This is a genomic window from Candidatus Dependentiae bacterium (assembly GCA_018266175.1).
Taxonomy (GTDB): domain Bacteria; phylum Babelota; class Babeliae; order Babelales; family RVW-14; genus JAFEAY01.
Window position 1 is genome coordinate 201,145 of the sequence record JAFEAY010000021.1, and the last position, 20,418, is coordinate 221,562.

17 protein-coding genes are annotated in these 20,418 nt (G+C 36.0%); 6 read left to right on the forward strand and 11 right to left on the reverse strand.

The genetic code is table 11. The features are described 5' to 3' along the window. The first annotated feature begins 233 nt into the window (after window positions 1-233). Window positions 234-1,463, forward strand: coding sequence for an ankyrin repeat domain-containing protein (locus tag JST56_05015; GenBank protein MBS1988327.1), 1,230 nt, complete (start codon window positions 234-236; stop codon window positions 1,461-1,463). Between the two features lie 124 nt (window positions 1,464-1,587). Here JST56_05015 and JST56_05020 read toward each other — a convergent pair whose 3' ends face one another. The 7 genes from JST56_05020 to JST56_05050 all read right to left on the reverse strand — a co-directional run bounded on the left by JST56_05020 (window position 1,588) and on the right by JST56_05050 (window position 10,681). Then, a complete protein-coding gene (locus JST56_05020; GenBank protein MBS1988328.1) occupies window positions 1,588-2,607 on the reverse strand; it encodes a ribonucleotide-diphosphate reductase subunit beta in 1,020 nt (339 codons plus the stop codon). 28 nt (window positions 2,608-2,635) lie between these two features. Further along, window positions 2,636-5,173, reverse strand: a complete 2,538-nt coding sequence (locus JST56_05025; GenBank protein MBS1988329.1) for a ribonucleoside-diphosphate reductase subunit alpha — start codon at window positions 5,171-5,173, stop codon at window positions 2,636-2,638. A 674-nt stretch (window positions 5,174-5,847) separates the two neighbouring features. Beyond that, the gene (locus tag JST56_05030; GenBank protein ID MBS1988330.1) at window positions 5,848-7,002 is read right to left on the reverse strand and encodes a branched-chain amino acid transport system II carrier protein; all 1,155 of its coding nucleotides are present in this window, start codon (window positions 7,000-7,002) and stop codon (window positions 5,848-5,850) included. 115 nt (window positions 7,003-7,117) lie between these two features. After that, window positions 7,118-7,339 (reverse strand): hypothetical protein, encoded by a 222-nt coding sequence (locus JST56_05035; GenBank protein MBS1988331.1) that lies wholly within the window; start codon window positions 7,337-7,339, stop codon window positions 7,118-7,120. A 196-nt stretch (window positions 7,340-7,535) separates the two neighbouring features. After that, entirely contained in the window at window positions 7,536-8,567 is a 1,032-nt protein-coding gene (locus JST56_05040; GenBank protein MBS1988332.1) for a hypothetical protein, read from the reverse strand. 142 nt (window positions 8,568-8,709) lie between these two features. After that, window positions 8,710-10,356, reverse strand: a complete 1,647-nt coding sequence (gene groL, locus JST56_05045; GenBank protein ID MBS1988333.1) for a chaperonin GroEL — start codon at window positions 10,354-10,356, stop codon at window positions 8,710-8,712. A gap of 28 nt (window positions 10,357-10,384) precedes the next feature. Beyond that, on the reverse strand, window positions 10,385-10,681 hold the full coding sequence (locus tag JST56_05050) for a co-chaperone GroES (GenBank protein MBS1988334.1): 297 nt from the start codon (window positions 10,679-10,681) through the stop codon (window positions 10,385-10,387). A gap of 435 nt (window positions 10,682-11,116) precedes the next feature. Here JST56_05050 and JST56_05055 point away from each other — a divergent pair, with 435 nt between their 5' ends. Next, a complete protein-coding gene (locus JST56_05055; GenBank protein MBS1988335.1) occupies window positions 11,117-12,238 on the forward strand; it encodes a hypothetical protein in 1,122 nt (373 codons plus the stop codon). A gap of 185 nt (window positions 12,239-12,423) precedes the next feature. Further along, entirely contained in the window at window positions 12,424-13,122 is a 699-nt protein-coding gene (locus JST56_05060; GenBank protein ID MBS1988336.1) for a dual specificity protein phosphatase family protein, read from the forward strand. Here JST56_05060 and JST56_05065 read toward each other — a convergent pair. Both JST56_05065 and JST56_05070 read right to left on the reverse strand, forming a co-directional pair. After that, window positions 13,119-13,958 (reverse strand): hypothetical protein, encoded by an 840-nt coding sequence (locus JST56_05065; protein MBS1988337.1) that lies wholly within the window; start codon window positions 13,956-13,958, stop codon window positions 13,119-13,121. The two genes, JST56_05060 and JST56_05065, sit on opposite strands and share 4 nt — an antisense overlap. Window positions 13,959-14,049: 91 nt before the next feature. After that, window positions 14,050-15,144, reverse strand: coding sequence for a hypothetical protein (locus JST56_05070; protein ID MBS1988338.1), 1,095 nt, complete (start codon window positions 15,142-15,144; stop codon window positions 14,050-14,052). A 110-nt stretch (window positions 15,145-15,254) separates the two neighbouring features. Between JST56_05070 and JST56_05075 the strand changes: the two genes are divergently transcribed. The 3 genes from JST56_05075 to JST56_05085 are packed head-to-tail and all read left to right on the forward strand — an operon-like array spanning window position 15,255 to window position 18,010. Beyond that, on the forward strand, window positions 15,255-16,520 hold the full coding sequence (locus tag JST56_05075) for a pyridoxal-phosphate dependent enzyme (protein MBS1988339.1): 1,266 nt from the start codon (window positions 15,255-15,257) through the stop codon (window positions 16,518-16,520). After that, window positions 16,520-17,365 carry a deoxyribonuclease IV gene (locus tag JST56_05080; protein ID MBS1988340.1) on the forward strand — a complete coding sequence of 282 codons (846 nt, stop codon included), beginning with the start codon at window positions 16,520-16,522 and terminating at the stop codon, window positions 17,363-17,365. Before JST56_05075 ends, JST56_05080 begins: the two co-directional genes overlap by 1 nt. Window positions 17,366-17,383: 18 nt before the next feature. Next, window positions 17,384-18,010: a hypothetical protein gene (locus tag JST56_05085; GenBank protein ID MBS1988341.1), complete on the forward strand. Its 627-nt coding sequence runs from the start codon at window positions 17,384-17,386 to the stop codon at window positions 18,008-18,010. Between the two features lie 78 nt (window positions 18,011-18,088). Here JST56_05085 and JST56_05090 read toward each other — a convergent pair whose 3' ends face one another. Both JST56_05090 and JST56_05095 read right to left on the reverse strand, forming a co-directional pair. Next, window positions 18,089-19,108 carry an ABC transporter substrate-binding protein gene (locus JST56_05090; protein ID MBS1988342.1) on the reverse strand — a complete coding sequence of 340 codons (1,020 nt, stop codon included), beginning with the start codon at window positions 19,106-19,108 and terminating at the stop codon, window positions 18,089-18,091. A gap of 303 nt (window positions 19,109-19,411) precedes the next feature. Continuing rightward, on the reverse strand, window positions 19,412-20,401 hold the full coding sequence (locus JST56_05095; protein ID MBS1988343.1) for an undecaprenyl/decaprenyl-phosphate alpha-N-acetylglucosaminyl 1-phosphate transferase: 990 nt from the start codon (window positions 20,399-20,401) through the stop codon (window positions 19,412-19,414). Window positions 20,402-20,418 lie beyond the last annotated feature (17 nt).

A 20,418-nucleotide genomic window follows, 5' to 3' on the forward strand; every position in this document is an offset into this window, starting at 1 on the left:
CCTCACTTTACGCTTTGGAACACAGTGTAGCACAAAAACCGCTACCTCCCAAAAATGAATTCCTAGCAAAAATAACCGGTTTTACAGATTTGCATGAGTCTAAATACCCCCTAAAAATAGGCTTTTTTAGAGATCAACACCTACCCCACTTGCATTAATTTAATTTCAATTATAGAATTAATATAGATTCTCAAATCAAGAATTTGTCTTTATGTAATAAATGGAGGTTTCTTATGAAAAATGTAAGCAAAATAATTGTGTTATTTGGTTTTTTTACAGTACTAATAACTTCAACAACATGGGCGATGAGGCCAGATTTTCAACAACAACTTAAAGAGCGCAGAGAAAGACTAGAAAAAGAACGCCAAGAGAAGTTGACACAGGAAAATGCTCAAAATCAAACACCTACTCCTCAGCTCGAAGTTCAAGATCAGAATATAATTCAACATCAATTCACTTTTGACGAAGATATTGAAGTAATATTCAAAAAATATCTTCCTGATAATGTTCTTTTGAATTCAAACAACAACAATAATAACGTCGTTACCAAACAAGACTCTGATACAAACACTATTGATACCGACGATTTAATGTTAGAAGAAGAAACTATAATTCCTAACTCAAAATCTAATCAGAAAAAAAGAAAGCGTAATCAAGGAGATGAATTACAACACGAAGTCATTAAAAAATCTAAAATACCAGCAAGCGAAGTCCAACTTGATAAACTATACAACCAGTCAATGGTAATAAAATATTTTCCGCATAACATGCATCTGAAAACAGAAAAATATACGGTAAATAAAGAAATACTGGAACAGCTTATCAACTCGGACAATCTTGATATATCGTTTGGATCAAGCAATCAAACAGCACTTCATTACGCAGTATGTTATCTTGATCTGCAAACAGTAAAATGCCTTATACATGCAGGCGCTAACGTTAATGCTCGTGACAGCCAAGGGCAAACTCCACTTCATTTTTGTGCAAAACAAGACAATTTGGTTTGGGGAGCTCGAACACTACCAGGCAACACAACCACCATCAAAAACCTATTATACTGTGGCGGTATTGCTTTACCATCAAAAGAAACTAGTGAAAAACGTACACAAATAATTGATGCACTTAGAAGAGGTGGCGCTGACCTCAATGCGCAAGACAATCAAGGATCAACTCCTCTCGCTCTTATCATTTCTAATATTTTAAATGACCGTAACAATGATGAAGAATTCAAAAATCTCCTTCACACAATTGAGTCCTTACTTCAAGAAGGAGCTTACCTATCAATACCCAGCGATCATCTTATAGCTGAATATACACCAGGATCAATTGAGGGTATAAAGCGAAAGAATGCACTGATAAATCTTCTTCTGAAATACAACGTATCTTTTGATCAAGAATGCAAAAAATTAATGGTAAATGCATGGTCGGCATTTTTCTTGCTTAATCATCAAGAATCAAAATAGATAAATGTTACGAGGTTCTTTAGATCTCCGATCTAGTCAGTAATGACATCCTAAAAAAAGTTCTTTTTTAAAAGCAAAGCAGGGCGCGATGCGCCCTGCTTTGCTTTTAAAATCTACAAAAAACCTAGTCCCAATTCAAAGAACCGGCTGTTTGATACTCGGTTACACGAGTTTCGAAAAAGTTCTTTTCTTTGGTTAAATCAGTAGCCTGCGACATCCATGGAAATGGATTTGGCTTGTTATAAATCTTTGGCAAGCCAATGCGCTCAAGGCGACGGTCCGCCATGTGTTCAACGTACAAACAGAACTGCTGCGCATTGATACCCATCACACCTTGCGGGCAAGCATCAAGCGCATAGTTACTTTCAAGTTCAACCGCTTTTTTGATCAATTCAACAACTTTTGTTTGAAATTCCGCATCCCAAACCTCTGGATTTTCAGCTTTAATGGTGTTGATGAGATCGCAGCCAAAAGCCAAGTGAATACTTTCATCACGCATGATGTATTCAAACTGTTCACCAATACCGATCATCTTTTGTTGGCGCTTGAGCGCAAGCATCATTGCAAAACCTGCATAGAAGAAGATACCTTCCATGATGACGTAGTAGCCAACAAGGTCAATAAGAAAACGTTGGATATTCTTTATACCATCTGTTTTAAAAGAAGGATCAAAAATTGTTGTTGTCAGGTCAACAACAAAATCATCCTTCGCTTTGATTGAAGGAATGGTCTGATACATATTATAAATGTAGTCAGGGTCAAGACCTAATGAATCGCAGCAGTAAATGAACGTATCAGTATGCACCGCTTCTTCATATGCTTGGCGCAACAAATATTGCCGACACTCTGGATTGGTTACGTGACGATAAACTGCCAAAACAATGTTGTTAGCAGTCAACGATTCTGCGGTTGAAAAAAAGCCCAAATTCCAAAGAATAAGCTTGCGTTCTTCAGGTGTTAAACAATCCTGAGATTTCCACTGTTCAACATCCTTTTGCATGGAAACTTCTTCAGGTGTCCAATTATTTGCAACACCATCTTTATAATGTTGACGTGCCCAATGATAGGTCATCGGCAATATTTTATTTGGATCAATCGACGAATTATTAATAATCGTCTTACGTTTATCTATATTTCCAATCATAGAAGACCTCTCTTATGATGAATATTTTTTATTGGCAAGATTCACACGACTCATCTTCAATTCCACATGAACGCTGGCCAAGATCTCCAGTAAAAGATGTCTCATCCTGCCCATCATTTTGTCCTATAGCCGACTCTTGGACCTTAGAATATTCACGTTTTTGTGTGAATCCAAACTTTTGTGCATCTAATGTCGATTTTTCAATTTGGCTCGCTGCAAGCGTTCGTAAATAATAGGTTGCTTTTAAGCCAGAACGCCACGCAAGCAGATAAATATCATTGAGCTTTTGCCCAGAAACACCCTGCATAAAAACATTATGCGATTGGCTTTGATCAATCCATTTACCACGAACGGCAGTCATTTTTATCAACCACTCAGGGTCAATTTCAAAAGCTTCTTTATATTTTTCTTTAATATGAACAGGAATTGATTGAATGAGTTGAATATTGCCATCACAATATTTCAGCTGATCAAGCATATCCTGATTCCATAAGCCAAGTTTCTTCAAATCATTAACAAGATATTCGTTAATAATAGTAAACTCTCCGCTCATGTTTGCTTTTACATAGATATTCTTATAAATCGGCTCGATGCTTGGAAAACTTCCTGCAATATTTGAAATGGTTGCTGTGGGGGCAATTGCCATCAAGTTAGAATTGCGCATGCCATATTTTTTGACCATCTCGCGCACAGGTTTCCAGTCCATTGAACTTGTTCGTGAAACTTCGACCGGAATGCCTCGTTCTTTTTCAAGCAGATCAAGTGTATCAAGTGGAAAAATTCCACGATCCCATTTTGAACCCTTGTATGAACTGTAATAACCGCGCTCTTTTGCAAGCTGGCTCGAAGCTGCAATGGCATAATAGGATATAAATTCCATGGTAGTATCAGCAAGTTCAAGTGCTCGAGGATCTTCCATTGGAATATCGATTATAAAAAGTGCATCCTGAAAGCCCATAATACCTAGTCCAATTGGACGATGACGCAGGTTTGAATTTTTTCCTTCAATCGTTGGATAGAAGTTAATATCAATAACGTTATCAAGCATCCGAATTGCCGAATTAATGGTATCAATCAAAAGATCTTTATCAAGCTTCCCATCTTTGACATGTCGAGCTAAGTTTATTGATCCCAGATTACAAACAGCGGTCTCATCTTTGGAAGTATTAAGGGTAATCTCGGTACATAAATTTGAAGAATGAACAACACCAACATGATCCTGAGGCGAACGAATGTTACACGTATCCTTGAAAGTAATCCATGGATGACCAGTTTCAAAAAGACGGCTCAACATTTTTCGCCAGAGTTGACGTGCTGGAACCGCTTTAAAAAATTTAATTTCTCCGGAGTGAGTCTTTTGCTCATACTCAACATAGCGCTGCTCAAATTCACGTCCATAAATTTCATGCAAATCAGGTGTTTCATGCGGAGAAAACAAGGTCCATGATTCATCGGCAATCACACGCTTCATAAAGAGATCAGGTATCCAATTTGCAGTATTCATGTCATGGGTACGACGCCTGTCATCACCAGTGTTTCTTCGTAAATCTAAGAAATCTTCAAAATCATAATGCCAGCTTTCAAGATAAGCACACGTTGCACCTCGTCTGCTTCCACTACGATTAATTGCTGCAACAACGTCATTAGCAAGTTTAAGAAAAGGAATAATACCTTGGCTCTTTACACGAATACTGCTAATTGGAGAACCTGTTCCGCGTAATTGCGTCCATGAATTTCCTAAACCACCTGACCATTTTGACATGTGCGCATTGTCTTTGAGACATTTAAAAATATGATCCAAATCATCATCAACATATGTTAAATAACAAGAACTGAGTTGTGGATGAGGAGTTCCTGCGTGGAAAAGAGTTGGAGTTGAAGAAACATAACGCAATGATGAAAAAATGCGATAAAATTCGATTGCTCGATCAGTACGCTCAAATTCTTTTTCATTAAGCGCAAGACCCATCGCCACACGCATCCAAAATGCTTGCGGTAATTCAATAACACGACCATTATGCCGACGAAAATAGCGTTCATACAAAGTTTGAATGCTGATATATCCAAATAAGAAGTCATTTTCAACTTCAAGAGCATGAGAAAGTTTTTCAAGATCAAACTCAAGAAGTTTTTTATCAAGAACTTCATATTCAACACCGGCGCTAATGTACTCAATAAAATTTTTTCGATAGCTTTCAGCTAACCGCTCATCGGTAAGAGAACATCCAATAGCCTCTTTATAAATTTGCTGTAAAAAAAGTCTTGCAGATACATAACTGTAAGCAGGATCGCGTTCAATAAATGAAACGGTTGCAAGTACAAGTGCCTTTTCCAAATCACGTGTGGAAATTTTATCATAAATAATTTTAATAAGTTCAGAAAAAATAAGCTCTATCGATACAGATTGTTCAAACCCTTTTGCGGCACGCTGAATAGTCTTAATAATTTTTTCTTTTTCAAATGGCACCAAACTTCCATTACGCTTGGATACCTGAACAATCGATAAATCTCCCCACACCGTAGAAGTTGGCGCTTGGGAGGCTGTGCTAGCGAGTTGATTTGACATAAATTCCTCCTCTTAAATTTTTATTCTGACTTTTTTCAACAATCTATATGTACTATATTTTCTGTTGATAAAAAATCATAAAACTATTTTCTCATTGCAAAATTATTTTTTTCGACGTGAACTATACTCTAGCAGGTTGCAAAACCACAATCAAATAATTTTTTTATTATAGAGAATGTCCTGTACCAAAGCGCTTTCCTAAATATTTTGAAAATAAATTTGATAGAAAAAGTCAAGAAATTTTTTCATTAAAAATCTATAATCACTCTTCTATTTTATCGTCAAAAAATAACTGTTTTTTATTTTAGAATAGAAAACAAATAAAAAAGATGATCGTTGTTCGTCTGCAATTTTTCTCTTACTATGGCTTTTTATAGTATGGCAGAATAATAGATGAATAAATTGTTGTTAGTCTTTTTGATTCAATCACTCATCTTTAAAATATGATGTTTTTGTTTAAAATCTGCGAAATAAAAGATTTCATGCTTGAACACAACTCTTTACCGTGTCAATGATTGATCGATTTTTTCAAAGTGGATTATGAATACACCAAGAGCTTTTTGTAATTAATATACAATAGAATAACCGCTCAATAAAAACAGCTACGGCATGAATCAGATTGTAATAAATAAAAGCGACCGCATATAATACAATCGCTTTTATTTATTCTAAATTTATCTAAGATTTAAAAAAATTGTCATCAACAAAGTTCCAAAGACTGGAACTTTAATATATTTAAATCCAAAGAGCTTGTTTGCAATATTAAGCAATGACAACATGACAAGTGCTGGATAGCAGGTAATAACAACAGGAGAAATCATTTTCATGATACCTGCAAATCCAAGATTTGCCATAACAAAGGTACAAACAGTGGTGATAAGCAATGCATACAGGTAGCTAATGCGTCCATTAAAAACACCATTACGTATGTAATCCGCAAATACAGCTGTAAGCGCAAGTGCTGTTGTTATACAAGCAATTACTACGGTAATATTCGCTAATATTCCGGCATGTGATCCAAGAATTGAAATAGCAAGTGCACTCAAAATTTGATCTTGTGCAACATCAACAAGTTGAGCTCCATGCATTGCTGCAATAAAGCAAAAACCGGTGTATACAAGTCCAAGCAAGAGACCACCAATAATTCCACCTTTTAAGCCAATCATTGCAATATCTCTTGTTGTAAGATTTTCTTTTTCCGATTTTGCTCGACGTCGAACCGCCTCAAGAATTAATCCTGAAAAGAAAATGGTACCGAGCAAATCAAGCATCCAAAAACCTTCGCGTAAGCCATATATAAAACTATTAAATGCTGTAAATCCAACATCAACTGGTTTCAGTGGACTAAAAATTCCAACTATTATGATAGAAAAAAGTAAGACGAGCTTTATCGGACCAAAAACTTTACCGAGTAATTCAACAAGCAAGCTCTTACGCATGGTGCAAATAAAAATAAATACAACTGCAAGAAAGCTAAACCAAAAAGCTGTGCATCCAGGGACGTACCAACGAATTACCGCATGGGCAAGGGTTAAGCAGCGAGGAATTGCTCCAAAGGGCCCAATGAGAACCATACATATAAAGGTTATGACGGCAGCAGGGATAGCACCCATTGTCCCCATAAATTTCTTATAATTCCCATCAAATAACATCGATGCAATAAGTCCAATTACAGGAATCAAGATAGCAGAAATGCAAAGCCCAAGCAGCGCATAAAGCACCTGATCTCCAACAGTACGACCAAGACCAAGAGGAAAAACAACGTTGCCGGCACCAAAAAGCATTGCAAAAATTGCAAGACCAACAGTAAGTGAATTTGAAAATTTCACAATAAATCCTTTCATCAATACTCAAAAGCTATCTTTGTAAAATACAACAAAGTGCTTTAAAAAAATTACCCGCGATAACGAGAGTAACAAACAAAAAACATACAAAAAATAAATGTTAAACAATAAAAAAGAATGCCGCGCTTGCGGCGACAATAGTATTCATGGCTAAAAGCCACATAGAAAGCGTCAAAATAGAACGCATTGTATGAGAAGCTGGAGAAGAAGATTGCCCTACTTGATTAAACATCAAAAAAGGTGCTGCATAGCCGGTATGGCTTTTTTCCAAATATCCGAGCACAAGGTCAAAAACCTTGGAGGATGCTATGAGCTGGTACATATTAACTCCTCATCGTTCCGCGTGCATTGAATGCATAAAGGCTCTCGCAGCACGTATTCACTATAAAAAACGCTTTAGTGGGCATTATAACTCAGATTCACTATAAGCGCAATCGCTAAAATTCAAATTGTAAACCCTGGATAGCGATTTTCTACCCAGGGTTTACAATTCGTTTTATACTTCACAAAACAGGAGTTTATTTTCCTGGAAAGTCTGTGTATCGTGCAGAATGATCAACTCCCTGTGAAACTCCATAAATTTTTTCAAATAATGTTAATGAAGTATCATCATACACATGCATCTGGGTAAGGCGATCAATCGTTTGTTCTCTTACAGCCTCACCCAAACTCTTTTCAAGTCGAGCAATAACATTATCAAAACCATGTCTCATGGTCAGTTTTTCAAAGTATTGTATTAACTCAATAATTTCTTGATCTGCGCCATGTTTGCATGCTGAATGATAAGGAATGCCACCATTATTATTAACATGAAATACATCAGCTCCATTATGAAGAATAAGACTAATAAAACTATGATTCTTAACATCAGCTCTCAAAGCATGAAATAAAGCCGTTGAGTTACTTCCATCAACAACATTAATATTTATATCTTCACTCATAAAACTTAATGCTAAATCATAATTACCCTGAATGACACTATCTAAAAATTGATAACTCAGTATCAGCTTTTTAAGACGCTTAATAGTTTCCTGTTTTTCAGCTAAGTTCATTCTGCTTTTGCTAATTTGCTGAGCAACAGCTTGAGAACCATATTTATTTATTGTAGCAAACTCATAAAAGTTAATTGTATTTAAAATTTCTTGTGATGCGTTGCGATTTGTTGCTGAGAAATAAGGTATCCCCCCACGGCTGTTCACATGAAAAACATCCGCTCCATGTTTAAGACACAACTTAAGAGCCATCAGATTACTTGCTCTAATCGCATAAAAAAGCGGTGTTGAATTGTCTGCGTCAACAACATCAACATGCGCTCCTTGTTCAAGCAAATTCTTAACTTCATCGTTATTGCCAGTATTGATAAGTTCAAATAATTGTTGACCAAGAACCTGACATTGTTCTGAACTTATTTCAGGAACTTCTTGATCTACTGATACCACTTCTTGAGCACCTGAACCACAACTTGATTGATCTTCTTGCATAGCACTAAGACCATGCAGAGCGCTCAAAAGACCACCTATCAAAAAAATACGATTAAATTGTATCTTCATGAAAAACCCCTCATTTATTAAAAAGTAACAGCTACAAATATGATACAGTTCGATATTATCAAATAGAAAATATCTGTAAAGAGGGCAAAGAAAAAGCCCCATTTCTGGGGCTTTTTCTCAAATTTCAGAGTAAAGTAGGGTGTTAGTACATTCCGCCCATACCACCCATGCCTGCACCATGGCCATGGCCATGAGCAGCTGCGGCAGCTGGTTTTTCTTCTGGAATGTCTGCAATCATCGCCTCTGTTGTGAGCAACAAGCCAGCAATCGATGCTGCATGTTGTAATGCAGAACGAGTTACTTTGGTTGGATCAACAACACCTGCTTTGAACATATCAACATATTGTTCAGAGCGAGCATCAAAGCCAATATTACCTTCTGAGTTTTTAACTTTATCGATAATGACTGAAGGCTCAAATCCAGCATTAGAAACAATAATACGCGCTGGCTCTTCAAGAGCTCGACGAATAATATTAAGACCAATTGCTTGATCACCAGAAAGAACAAATGTTTCAAGTGCTTTTTGAGCGCGAAGCAATGCAACGCCACCACCTGCAACAATGCCTTCTTCAACCGCAGCACGTGTTGCATGGAGCGCATCGTCAACGCGATCTTTTTTTTCTTTCATTTCAGTTTCAGTTGCAGCACCAATCTTGATGACAGCTACGCCGCCAGCAAGTTTAGCAAGTCGCTCTTGCAACTTTTCTACATCATACTCTGAAGATGAATGTTCAATTTCAGCTTTAATTTGGAATACACGAGCTTTAATATCTTCTTGTGAACCTTGTCCATCAACAATAGTTGTATTGTCTTTGTTAATACAAACACGCTTTGCACGACCAAGGTCAGCAAAGGTTAAGTTATCAAGACGAACACCAAGCTCATCAGAAACAACACGTGCGCCGGTCAAAATTGCAAGATCTTGCATCATCGCTTTGCGGCGATCGCCAAACCCTGGAGCTTTAACTGCTGCAACGTGCAACGTTCCACGCATTTTATTAACAACCAATGTTGCAAGCGCTTCACCTTCAACATCTTCTGCAATAATTACTAATGGAAGACCTTGCTTTGCAACTTGTTCAAGAATAGGAAGTAAATCCTTCATGCTTGAAACTTTTTTATCACACAACAAGATAACTGGGTTTTCCAGAACAGCTTCCATCTTCTCTGCGTTGGTCACAAAATATGGAGAAACATAACCACGGTCAAACTGCATACCCTCAACGATATCAAGGGTACTTTCCATGCTCTTTGCTTCTTCAACAGTGATAACGCCATGCTTGCCAACTTTTTCCATTGCATCAGCAATCAAGTTACCAATGTAAGTATCACTGTTTGCAGAAATAGTTGCCACTTGAGCAATTTCGTCTCTACCTTGAATAGGTTTTGCTTGAGCGCGAAGCCCTTCAATAACCTTTTCAACTGACAAATCGATACCACGCTTAACTTCCATTGGGTTAGCACCAGCCGCGATGTTTTTAATGCCTTCGCGATAAATTGCTTGAGCCAACACAGTAGCAGTTGTTGTTCCGTCACCTGCAACGTCTGCAGTTTTAGAAGCAACTTCACGCACCATTTGTGCGCCCATGTTTTCAAGTTTGTCCTTGATTTCGATATCACGAGCAACTGTCACACCGTCTTTGGTGATTGTTGGTGAACCAAAAGATTTTTCAAGAGCAACGTTACGACCTTTAGGCCCAAGTGTAATTTTAACCGCATCAGCAAGGGTGTTTACGCCTCGCAAAATTTTGGCGCGTGCTTCTTCGCCAAATACTATTCTTTTTGCCATAGCTTTAAATCCTTATTATTTGAGTTAGTTACTTGTTAAAAACGCCAAGTAATTCTTCTTCGCGCAGAATAAGAAATTCTTGGGTTCCAAGTTTAACTTCTGTTCCAGAAAATTTTCCGAACAAAACTTTATCGCCATTTACTACTTTTAAAGGACGTAATGAACCATCGTTATTAAGCTTTCCTTCACCGGTCGCCATAACTGTTCCGTATTGTGTCTTCTCTTGGACAGTATCAGGAATGATAATGCCGCCAGCTGAGGTGTTGTCATTTTCAAGACGCTTAACCAGTACTCGGTCGTACAAAGGTTTAATAGTATCCGTCATTGCAGATCCTCCAAAAAATGAAATGTAACTTATTGAAAAAACAGTTTTAAGTAACACCATAAATTATAGGTGCTTAGGGTACTTTTTACCCGTTGTTATTAGATTTAAGTATAGGGTCAAAAATGAAAATTTCAACTAAAAGTTTATAGTAACCCACTAAGATTTCTTCACGGTTAATATATCAAGTTTAATTACTCACTTTATGTCAATATCATTAAAATCGTAAACCTTCTTGAAAATTTCTATTTTTCAAAAAAATAAATGCCCTACCCCTCAAAACTCGCATAACTCACTTACATCATAAAATTGAAAGATTACTGTAGTACTTTTTAATGCTAAACCGGATAAAATAATTGTCCATTTGATAATATTGTAAATTTTGTTAATATTTATTAAATGTTTCAGTATTTTTATTTTTTGAAATTGAGGTTAATTATGAAAAATCGAATAATAATGTTTTTAGTGGCTACAGGATTATTTTTTTCACAGATAACTCTGTTTGGTATGCAGGTAAATTTTAACCTACAACAAACCCCAGCTCTGTACAATATAAACAATCCATTCTATTTAAAATTGAGAGATGGAAGAACTATAAAAATTTGGGGTACAAACATACAAATTATAGAAAAAAACGGTGAAAACAGTGATTTATTCCATCCTTATGGATTTGCGCTCATTAATGGAGCACTTGAACTTCGCAATGGAAACCTACTTGTTCATAATAAATTTGGAATATCGATTATTGATCTGCTATCAAAAAAAATAATTAAATATTTTTTTACGGATTTCAGGCGTATAGCAGGAGTCTTAGAACTCAGCAACAGAAGATTGTTTGTACATTATACACCAAATACCGATAGTTCTATAACTTTCAGTATTCTTGATTACACCGAGAACGATAGTAACAATTTAACCCTTCTTAAAGTAATAGAAAAAAAATTGGGTTATAACACGATAATAACAGGTATGGCTGAAGTAGAAGAAAACAAGGTAATAACATGGGCTCAAACTGGAACAATTTATCTTTGGGATTTAGTATCAGAAAATCAAGAAGTTAAGTATTTTTTAAATCTTGCCCCTGAATCGCTTGTTAGACCTTCTGGAGAATATATTAATCTTGAACAAAAAATTACTATAAAAAAACTACCACATAATCTTTTTGTTTCATGGTTTTGCGAAGATACCTCAGAAGTGAGTATTTGGGATTTCAAAGCAAATGAAGGGTTGGTAACAATCCTCAAGAATGATCGCAAGCCAATAGAAAATATTAATGAACAAGAACTCTTTGATTATTTATTTGATGACGAAATTACAAACAAGCTCAATAGGCAAGAATTTATCGTTTTTTTAAGATTAAAAATCTATATACAAAATAACCATCATCTAACCGATATTAACTCGAGAGATTTAGCAAACATCCTTAAAACAATGACCCAATCTGAATTGCAAAAATCGGTTGAATATCTGTATTTTAAGATGTTAGTAGATATTAAATTCTACGAGCAGCATACAAATAAGGAAACAGTTTTCAATAACAACAACCTTATCGATGAATAATATCTCGATATTTCCAAAATTTTAAACACGCAAGTATAAGAACTCCTGGAGAGTAATACGATTAAAAACCTCATTGCTCTCGTTTTATCTTTCAACAATAGATAAATACTATCGATCATATTTGAATTTTTCGTATCATAATAAATGGGGTATCAAGGAAAAATTCAAATCAGTAGGAGTTGTTCATGTTTTTACTCTTAGTATTAAGCCTTGCTGCAGTCACAAGCCTCAAAGAAGCTGGAACTGAGCTTGAAAGAAAAACACATCGAGCAGTACATCGAGCTTATTACTCAGGTGAAAAACTTCCAAATTTTTCATGGATTCACAAAGATGAAGTCTGTGCACTTGGCGGTATGGCAGCACCTCGTACCAAAAAAGATGTACAAGAGCTTGAAAGAATGAATATCGGCCTTGTTTTTGATCTTCGTCTTACTCACCAAGATCCTGAAAAATATTATATCGGCTCTTCAGTTAAACGGATTAGCTACCCAATAGCAGATCACACAATTCCATCATTCAAAATGATTGAAGATTTTTTGGCACACACCCAAAAATCTTTTGATCAAAAAAAGAAAGTTGTTGTTCACTGTAGAATGGGCAAGGGCCGTACGGGAACTTTTCTTGCTGCATGGCTAATTGCCAATAAAGGGATGACCGCTCAGCAAGCAATTGATGCGGTACGCGCACAACGCCCAGGATCAATTGAACCGCCCCATCAAGAATATTTTTTGGATGCTTTTTGGCAATACAAAAAGGCGCAACAAACAATTGAAGAACTTAAAAAAGAAAATACTGAACTTAAAAAACGGGTTAAATCTGTTCGCGATGAAGCTGCAAATTCTTCTTCAGAAAGAGATAACCAAGAAGAAATAGTAACCCCTTAATCATTGTGGCGAGGTTCATGGTCCATCACAAAATCAGCGACAGTGTCCCAAACCTTAAAACCTGCAAGTAAGCAATCGGTAATCATATCGCATACAGTTTTCTTCGAGGCGATAAAACCTTGTTGAACTAAAAATTTTGCAAGCTGCACGTAACCTGCAAGTCCCGGTGTATACGTCCAAAATTCAACTTCATTAAAAATAGTTTGTACTGAACTATCATGCATAATTGTTGGCCATTCAAATGACGCCCTGATGCCAGGTCTTTCGCATCCTAATTTCTCCCATAGAAGATCGGTTGAACCATAATCATCGGGCTTACGTTCGTCATCTTCATTTCTAACAACGGTCAAAAAACAGAGACTTTGATATTTATTTAATTGTTTTACTTTTGTGCCAAGTATATACAAAAGACGCGGTAAAATTTTTTTATCTCGATATCCAGGAATGATGATCGCTTCGCCAATATAATAATATTGCTCAACAAGTAATCCATTTTGTTTAAAAAGACGTGTCCCGTCTCTGATAATTTCAATATCACTGGTAAAAGCACAACCGGTTAAAATACCAACAAGTTGCTTTTCATCAAACGCTTGAACTAAATAAGCATCGATCGCATTTTGTTGGTATTCAGCAAGATAATGTACCTCGTACTCTTTTTTTCCCTCATATAAATATGGGTACTCACGAAAATAAGTAATGCGCATCTGGGCAAGCGCATCAATTTCTTGATCGGTGCAATCAGTCATTTTTTTTATTTTAAAAGAAATCTCTCCGTTCAAGAAAGAGATAGAAGTACTTATACACAATAGAATTATGAATATAAAGCGAACACGCATAAAATCTCCTTTTTTATTTTGCTTCACATGACGTTGTTTATTTAACCAACAAGGTCATATTATTATCAAGAGATTTACCCTAATGCAAAGATCACTCTAAATCAAGTCGTGCAAATGCTTGCTCAAGGTTATTACTATCAAAAACAAATTTTTTGCTGAGCAAACAGTTAAAAATCCAGCCTATGAGCTTGCCATCTTCAAGAAGCGTTACCGGCAGTCTGCCATTAAGCATCTTAATTGTTTTTATACTTTCTGAGGTAGGACATTCAATAATTTCTCGTTTTTTAGCATTAAATAGAATTAACTGATTTTCAAAAAACAACGAATGTGAACCTATAAAAAAATCATTATTATTATTAATCTGGAGTGGGATCATAGTATCTAAAGAATCAATTCCATCAAACTTCGAGCAAACTGCGTGTAATTTTTGAGATAGGTCTATTTTTAAAATATTACCACTCGATGTTGTAATAATAAGAACGGATCGATTTTTTAGAAAATCAAGATTGATAATGTCTTTATAGCCAATAAAGCCTTTTTTTGATGGTTGACCATAGATATAATTCACATCAATCCAATTTTGTAAACATCCATCAGACAAGCGATACCATGATATAATACCAGAGTCATCATGCACAATAACACAATTACTGTCAGGAGTTATAACAGAAGTATTTATATTGATTTTTTTTTGCAATCTAAAAATCATGCTATTATTTTCAAGGTCCCAAACTTCAGGTAATTCACTTTTTTTTGTAAATTGATCTGGATAAAAAATTGCAAATCTTCCATCAGGCGATATTTTAATTGCTCTAACTATAAAGTGTTTTCTAAATATTGAAACGACAATACATTCTCGTTTTAATATTTTTCCATCATATCTAAAGAGAGCCACCATACCACTTGCAAAAGAAACGAGCGCTCTTCGTTGTCCAGGAATTTTTGCAAGCGAGATTACACGCTCTCCTTTATTGTGAAAAGAAAATTCCTGCTTTGTTCGCATATTAAATAATGCAAGATTTCCTGAAGCATCACCAAGTAAAAGTTCATCTTTGTCCCAGACATCAAATGCACTAACACCCGTTGCAAACTGAATCTGTTCGTATTGTGCCGCTGCACTTGAGCAATGCAATAAAAATAATGTAATCAAGATAAAAATATTTTTTCTTATTTTTTGTTTAAACATGAACTATTCATTCTTCGTATTAAGGAGTACTTTTTAAATAACATCGGACAGGAAGTATAAAGAAATGACAAAAAGAAACAATGTTTTATCGCCTAAAAAAAGGAACTACTATGAAAATATTTAATGTCACCCATTTTTCTTGTTTATTAATACTTACCATGACCATTTTTTTTACATCCTCTATCGGTGCGCAACGCATAGATGCAACACAAAAAATGCGACCAAGAAAACAGATCAATAGCAAACTTTCAACACCTGAGCAAAAAAAACAAATCCCCCTCTATAAGTACTTTCCAGCGCTGTGCGCAAAATTACCCCATGTAACCCTTACGCAACTGCCAACACCAATAGAACGTTTAAGTAAACTTGAAAAAATTATTGGCACTAAAAATATTTTTATTAAACGTGATGATTTAACAAGCCTATTGTTTGGCGGCAATAAAACTCGTAAACTTGAATTTTTGCTTGGTGATGCTCTCAATAACGATGCTCGTACAATTCTCACACGTGGTTTTGCCGGTTCCAACCACGCAGCGACTACTGCTCTGCATGCACAACAACTTGGACTACAATCAATTTTATGTTTTCTTGATCAAGAACCAACGGCCTATTTGAGGCGTAATCTACTACTCGATTTGCACACGCAATCACAATTCCGTATCTATAACACACCAGCACAACTTGATGCAGATTTGGTAGCAATTGGACGTGAACACATTGAAGAATGCGGTCTATCGCCCTACTACATTCCGAGCGGAGGATCAAACGAAGTAGGCGTCATTGGCTACATCAATGCAGCACTTGAACTCAAAGAGCAAATCACTCAAGGACTCTTGCCTGAACCTGATTTAATATATGTTGCATTGGGCAGCGGAGGCACGGTTGCTGGACTTTTGGTTGGCTTAAAACTTGCAGGACTCAAATCAAAAATTGTTGCAATACGCGTTGATGCGCAAAGCGAACCTGATTATTTTTTGAAAAAAATTATTACTTTGTGTACACAAGCAACTGAATACCTTACAAACCTTGATCCATCATTCCCTCAAGTATCAATCGCTCCTGATGACTTTGTCATCAACAATAATTTTTTGGGAGATGGCTATGCTATCATCTCAGAGCCTGGAGCTGAGGCAGTTAAACTTTTACAAGAACAAGAAAAAATTATGATTGATGGTACTTATGTGGGCAAGGCATTTGCCGCCCTGCTTCACGATCTTGCAACGCAACCAATCAAAGATAAGGTTATTCTTTTTTGGAACACATTTTTTTCTGGTGATCTCAAAAATATTACTGATCAAGTTGATTATCATGCACTTCCTGATAGGCTTCATGGATATTTTGAATGTTCACTTCAGCCACTTGATCAAGGAATATAATGACTAAAAAGATTCTTATTGGGGCTCATATGTCTGGCGCAGGATCACTTCATCTTGCCTTTGATCGAGGCGAAGAAGTTGGCTGTACCGCCATGCAAATTTTTACCAAAAGCAATCGCTCGTGGCACGAAAAACCACTGACCAATGATCAAATCGAAAATTTTAAAGCCCGTTGGAAAACATCTTCAATTGAATCGATAATGGTACATGCTTCGTATCTGATCAACATAGGATCAAGCAAACCAGACGTTGAGCAAAAAGCGGTCAAAGCATTAATCGACGAAGTGCAGCGCTGCAACCAACTCAACATTCCTTATTTGGTACTTCACCCAGGCTCACACCTCGGTGCTGGCGAAGAAATTTGTATTAAACAAATAGCCAAAAATCTTGATCTTGTTTTTGATAAAGTTAATGGTAGAACTATGATTTTACTTGAAACCATGGCTGGCCAAGGAACCAACGTTGGCAATACTTTCGAGCAACTAGCAGCAATTCGTAGCGCATGCGAACATAAACGTAAAATCGCTATATGTCTTGATACTTGTCATATTTTTACTGCTGGCTATGAACTTACAACTGAAGATAATTATAAAAAAATTATGAAACAATTTGATGAAATTATTGGCCTAGACAATCTCAAAGCAATTCATTTGAATGATTCAAAAACAGCCTGCGGATCACGCGTTGATCGCCATGAATGCCTTGGCAAGGGACAGATTCCGCTCAAAATTTTTCAGCTCATCATGAATGATCACCGCTTAAGTGACATTCCCAAGATTCTTGAAACTCCAGATCCAGATCTATACAAACAAGAAATAGATATTTTAAAAAAAATGTGTTCATAAAATTTGATGGGGGTGTTTATGAAAATATTAAAAACAAAGATACTTATAAGTGTTCTTATGCTTATGTTTGTTAAAAACACAAATCTTTTTGGCTGGACTGCTTTAATGAAAGCATCTTATAATGGGAACTTAAATGATGTTAATAAGTTATTAAACAAAAGCACTGATAATATCCTTTATCGTTCAAAAAAGAATAAAATTAAAAAAATTCATTTTAATGGAAAAAAGTATAAACAACTGTTTCCAGCAGAATGTGATGCTTTTACTATTGCAGCTTTCTGCGGGAATCAAGAAATAACATCCGCTATTTTTCCGTATCTTGCAGATGATTACACTATTCCTGAGTTTGATGATTACGGAATAACCCCACTTATGATTGCCGTTATGTCTGGCATCAAAATACTTATTGAACGGGAATTTGAGAAAAGCTCAACAAAAATCTATAATACTCTTCCTCAAGCATTTGGTCGCTTTCCCCGAGGAACAGCTCTTGTGAATATTGCATTGGCTACTAAAAATCAAGATATCATTGAATTGGTTCAAAGATTTTACGCAATAACAACCTTATTGCCACAAGAATCCTACCAACCATCAGATCTAACGCTCGGCATTTGTCTAACAAGACTTCGCGATCAATATGAATAAATATTACTATTGTCTTAAAAACAATAAAAGCTTGGTAACTCAAAGACCAAGCTTTTATTGTTTGATTTTTTAGATTATTTAAATGAGATCAATTACTTTAAAAATTTTAATTTGATCATCAGAGACATGCAAACCCTGAGGTTCAATCATTGCAGCATTCATCCGTAATTTATAACCGTGAGCAGCGCTGCATGGAATCTGAGCTGGCATCTTTTTAGACTCTAAAATTTCAAGCGCACACCGCGCACCTTGTACACCAAACTGCCGCTCAAGGACACCAAAACCAAGAGCTGCACCGCGAGCCGGTGAGTCTAAATCGCTTGCCATTAATGTTGAACCATGCAAACAACAGAGCTTTACAATGCTTTCAAGTGCAGAAACTGCTGTGTGATCTTTAAGTACAAGCACGACATCAACTTCTGACATTAATCCAGAAATTTTTTGATACACTTCATTTGGATGAAAGACCTCAGCTTTTGAAAACATAATATTTTTTGAGGTAAGAATCTGCTCAATAACCCCAGCTTCTTTGATTAAGCCAACTTGAGAAGGATTATAAACCAATAAAACATGCTTAACTGATGACTTAACTAATAACAGTAAATCAAGTTGTTCATGAAAGCGCAGTTCTTCGATAACCCCAGTTAATTGGTTACCAGAATTTTCGCACGACTCAATAATATCTTGTTCTACCGGGTCAGCAACTGCGGTAAATACCACGGGGATACTGCTTTTCTTTTTTTGAGTAACTTCTTTTGCAAGCTGCGTTGCCTTTGAACCAATCGTCATAACCAGATCAAATTGTTGTTGCACAACTTCTTCTATTTGAGCACGCATAAGCATGACATTATTATTGGCATTGAAAACGGTAAAGTTGTAGAAATTTTGTGATTCTTTTTCAATGGTTTGAATAAAACCTTGTGTAATTTCATCCATACTTGGATGGGTTGCTGGTTGTACCACAGCGATACGCCCCGCAATTTGTTGCTCTAACCCACGTTGCTGATTTTTTGAGAGAAGACCTCCACCCAAATAAAGCAATGTACCGACCAAAGCAAGATTCAGCATAAAGCTGATACCTAATAAAAGCTTTTTCATAAAAATCCTAATGTTTTTTAAATGTGAAAAGTTTATAACAATTATTTTTCGCACCAATACCAAAATACAGAATAAAAAACTGCATATAGAGTAAGGCTGTGCGAAATTTTCAGACGTGAAAAAAGTTAGAAAAATAAAGATTTAGCGCTTCAAGCGCCAGCAAGAAACTAAATGAAATGAAGCAGAGAAATTTTTATTAAATTCTATCATAATAATCCAATAATAACACAAATTATCAATTTGTCAACTTATACAAATCGATTACTCTAACAGAATAATTAAACTGTATCGCAAGGGTTAATTTTACGTAAAAACAAACCAACTCCAGGTAATAAAAAACAATATTCCAGAAAATATTAGGCCCCAAAAATGGAGATAGCCGAACAAAAATGCATAAGCTATAGATGTGAGTACAACTCCAGCTACAAGGGTAAATAAAAGAACCTGATACTTACTCCAACCTTTTTTCTGCAAATAAATAGCAAAATGATGAGGACTTCCTCGATAGGGCGCAATCCCTAAACGCAATCGAATGACAATTAAGCAGGCAACCTCAAGTAATGGAATACCTAAAATTACCGCTGGCGTGTAATAAGAATCCCATGATTGAGAGCTCCATGGAAAAAGCATTGGAATGGCAGCTAAAAATCCACCAACGAAAAGAGCTCCCGCATCACCCAAATAAATTTTTGCAGGAGGCTTATTGTAGTATAAAAATCCAATCAATGCTCCACAAAACGTAATCAGAAGTAAGCTTGCGCTATAAATTTTGAATATGAGAGCAAGTATCAAGAATGAAACTGATGCACCCAGCGCTATCGTTGAGGAAAGTCCATCCATCACATCAACAAGATTAAATGCATTAATAACAGAAAGCATCCAAAATGTTGAAAGTGCCAAATTTTCATACGATGAGAAAAAAATTGATTTGAGCGAGAATCCGCCTTTTAAAAAACAGAGTACTGCTATAATTTGGCCCAAAAATTTTTGTCCCGGTTTTAAAACTCTTAAGTCATCAATCAAACCAACAAACAACAATAATGTTGTTCCAAAAAGAAGCCATAAAATATGATTTTTAAATGGATAAGCCAATGCAAGCGGAGTAATAAAAGCTAAATAAACCGCCACCCCACCCATGTATGGAACAGGTGCTTGGTGATTTTTAATCTTACCATCAGGAAGATCAAGAACTTTAAGTCTATATGCTGCTTGAATTAAGAGCGGCACAATGTAGATAACCAGCAGTAACGCAAATACAAAACAAAACAAATGTCGTTGAATAACGGCATACATCCCAACACTCCTCTCTT

Bases quoted from the DNA above. Each gene is read 5' to 3' on its own strand.
- JST56_05015 (MBS1988327.1), top strand. From the start codon at position 234: ATGAAAAATGTAAGCAAAATAATTGTGTTATTTGGTTTTTTTACAGTA.
- JST56_05020 (MBS1988328.1), bottom strand. From the start codon at position 2,607: ATGATTGGAAATATAGATAAACGTAAGACGATTATTAATAATTCGTCG.
- JST56_05025 (MBS1988329.1), bottom strand. From the start codon at position 5,173: ATGTCAAATCAACTCGCTAGCACAGCCTCCCAAGCGCCAACTTCTACG.
- JST56_05035 (MBS1988331.1), bottom strand. From the start codon at position 7,339: ATGTACCAGCTCATAGCATCCTCCAAGGTTTTTGACCTTGTGCTCGGA.
- JST56_05040 (MBS1988332.1), bottom strand. From the start codon at position 8,567: ATGAAGATACAATTTAATCGTATTTTTTTGATAGGTGGTCTTTTGAGC.
- groL (MBS1988333.1), bottom strand. From the start codon at position 10,356: ATGGCAAAAAGAATAGTATTTGGCGAAGAAGCACGCGCCAAAATTTTG.
- JST56_05050 (MBS1988334.1), bottom strand. From the start codon at position 10,681: ATGACGGATACTATTAAACCTTTGTACGACCGAGTACTGGTTAAGCGT.
- JST56_05055 (MBS1988335.1), top strand. From the start codon at position 11,117: ATGAAAAATCGAATAATAATGTTTTTAGTGGCTACAGGATTATTTTTT.
- JST56_05060 (MBS1988336.1), top strand. From the start codon at position 12,424: ATGTTTTTACTCTTAGTATTAAGCCTTGCTGCAGTCACAAGCCTCAAA.
- JST56_05065 (MBS1988337.1), bottom strand. From the start codon at position 13,958: ATGCGTGTTCGCTTTATATTCATAATTCTATTGTGTATAAGTACTTCT.
- JST56_05070 (MBS1988338.1), bottom strand. From the start codon at position 15,144: ATGTTTAAACAAAAAATAAGAAAAAATATTTTTATCTTGATTACATTA.
- JST56_05075 (MBS1988339.1), top strand. From the start codon at position 15,255: ATGAAAATATTTAATGTCACCCATTTTTCTTGTTTATTAATACTTACC.
- JST56_05080 (MBS1988340.1), top strand. From the start codon at position 16,520: ATGACTAAAAAGATTCTTATTGGGGCTCATATGTCTGGCGCAGGATCA.
- JST56_05085 (MBS1988341.1), top strand. From the start codon at position 17,384: ATGAAAATATTAAAAACAAAGATACTTATAAGTGTTCTTATGCTTATG.
- JST56_05090 (MBS1988342.1), bottom strand. From the start codon at position 19,108: ATGAAAAAGCTTTTATTAGGTATCAGCTTTATGCTGAATCTTGCTTTG.
- JST56_05095 (MBS1988343.1), bottom strand. From the start codon at position 20,401: ATGTATGCCGTTATTCAACGACATTTGTTTTGTTTTGTATTTGCGTTA.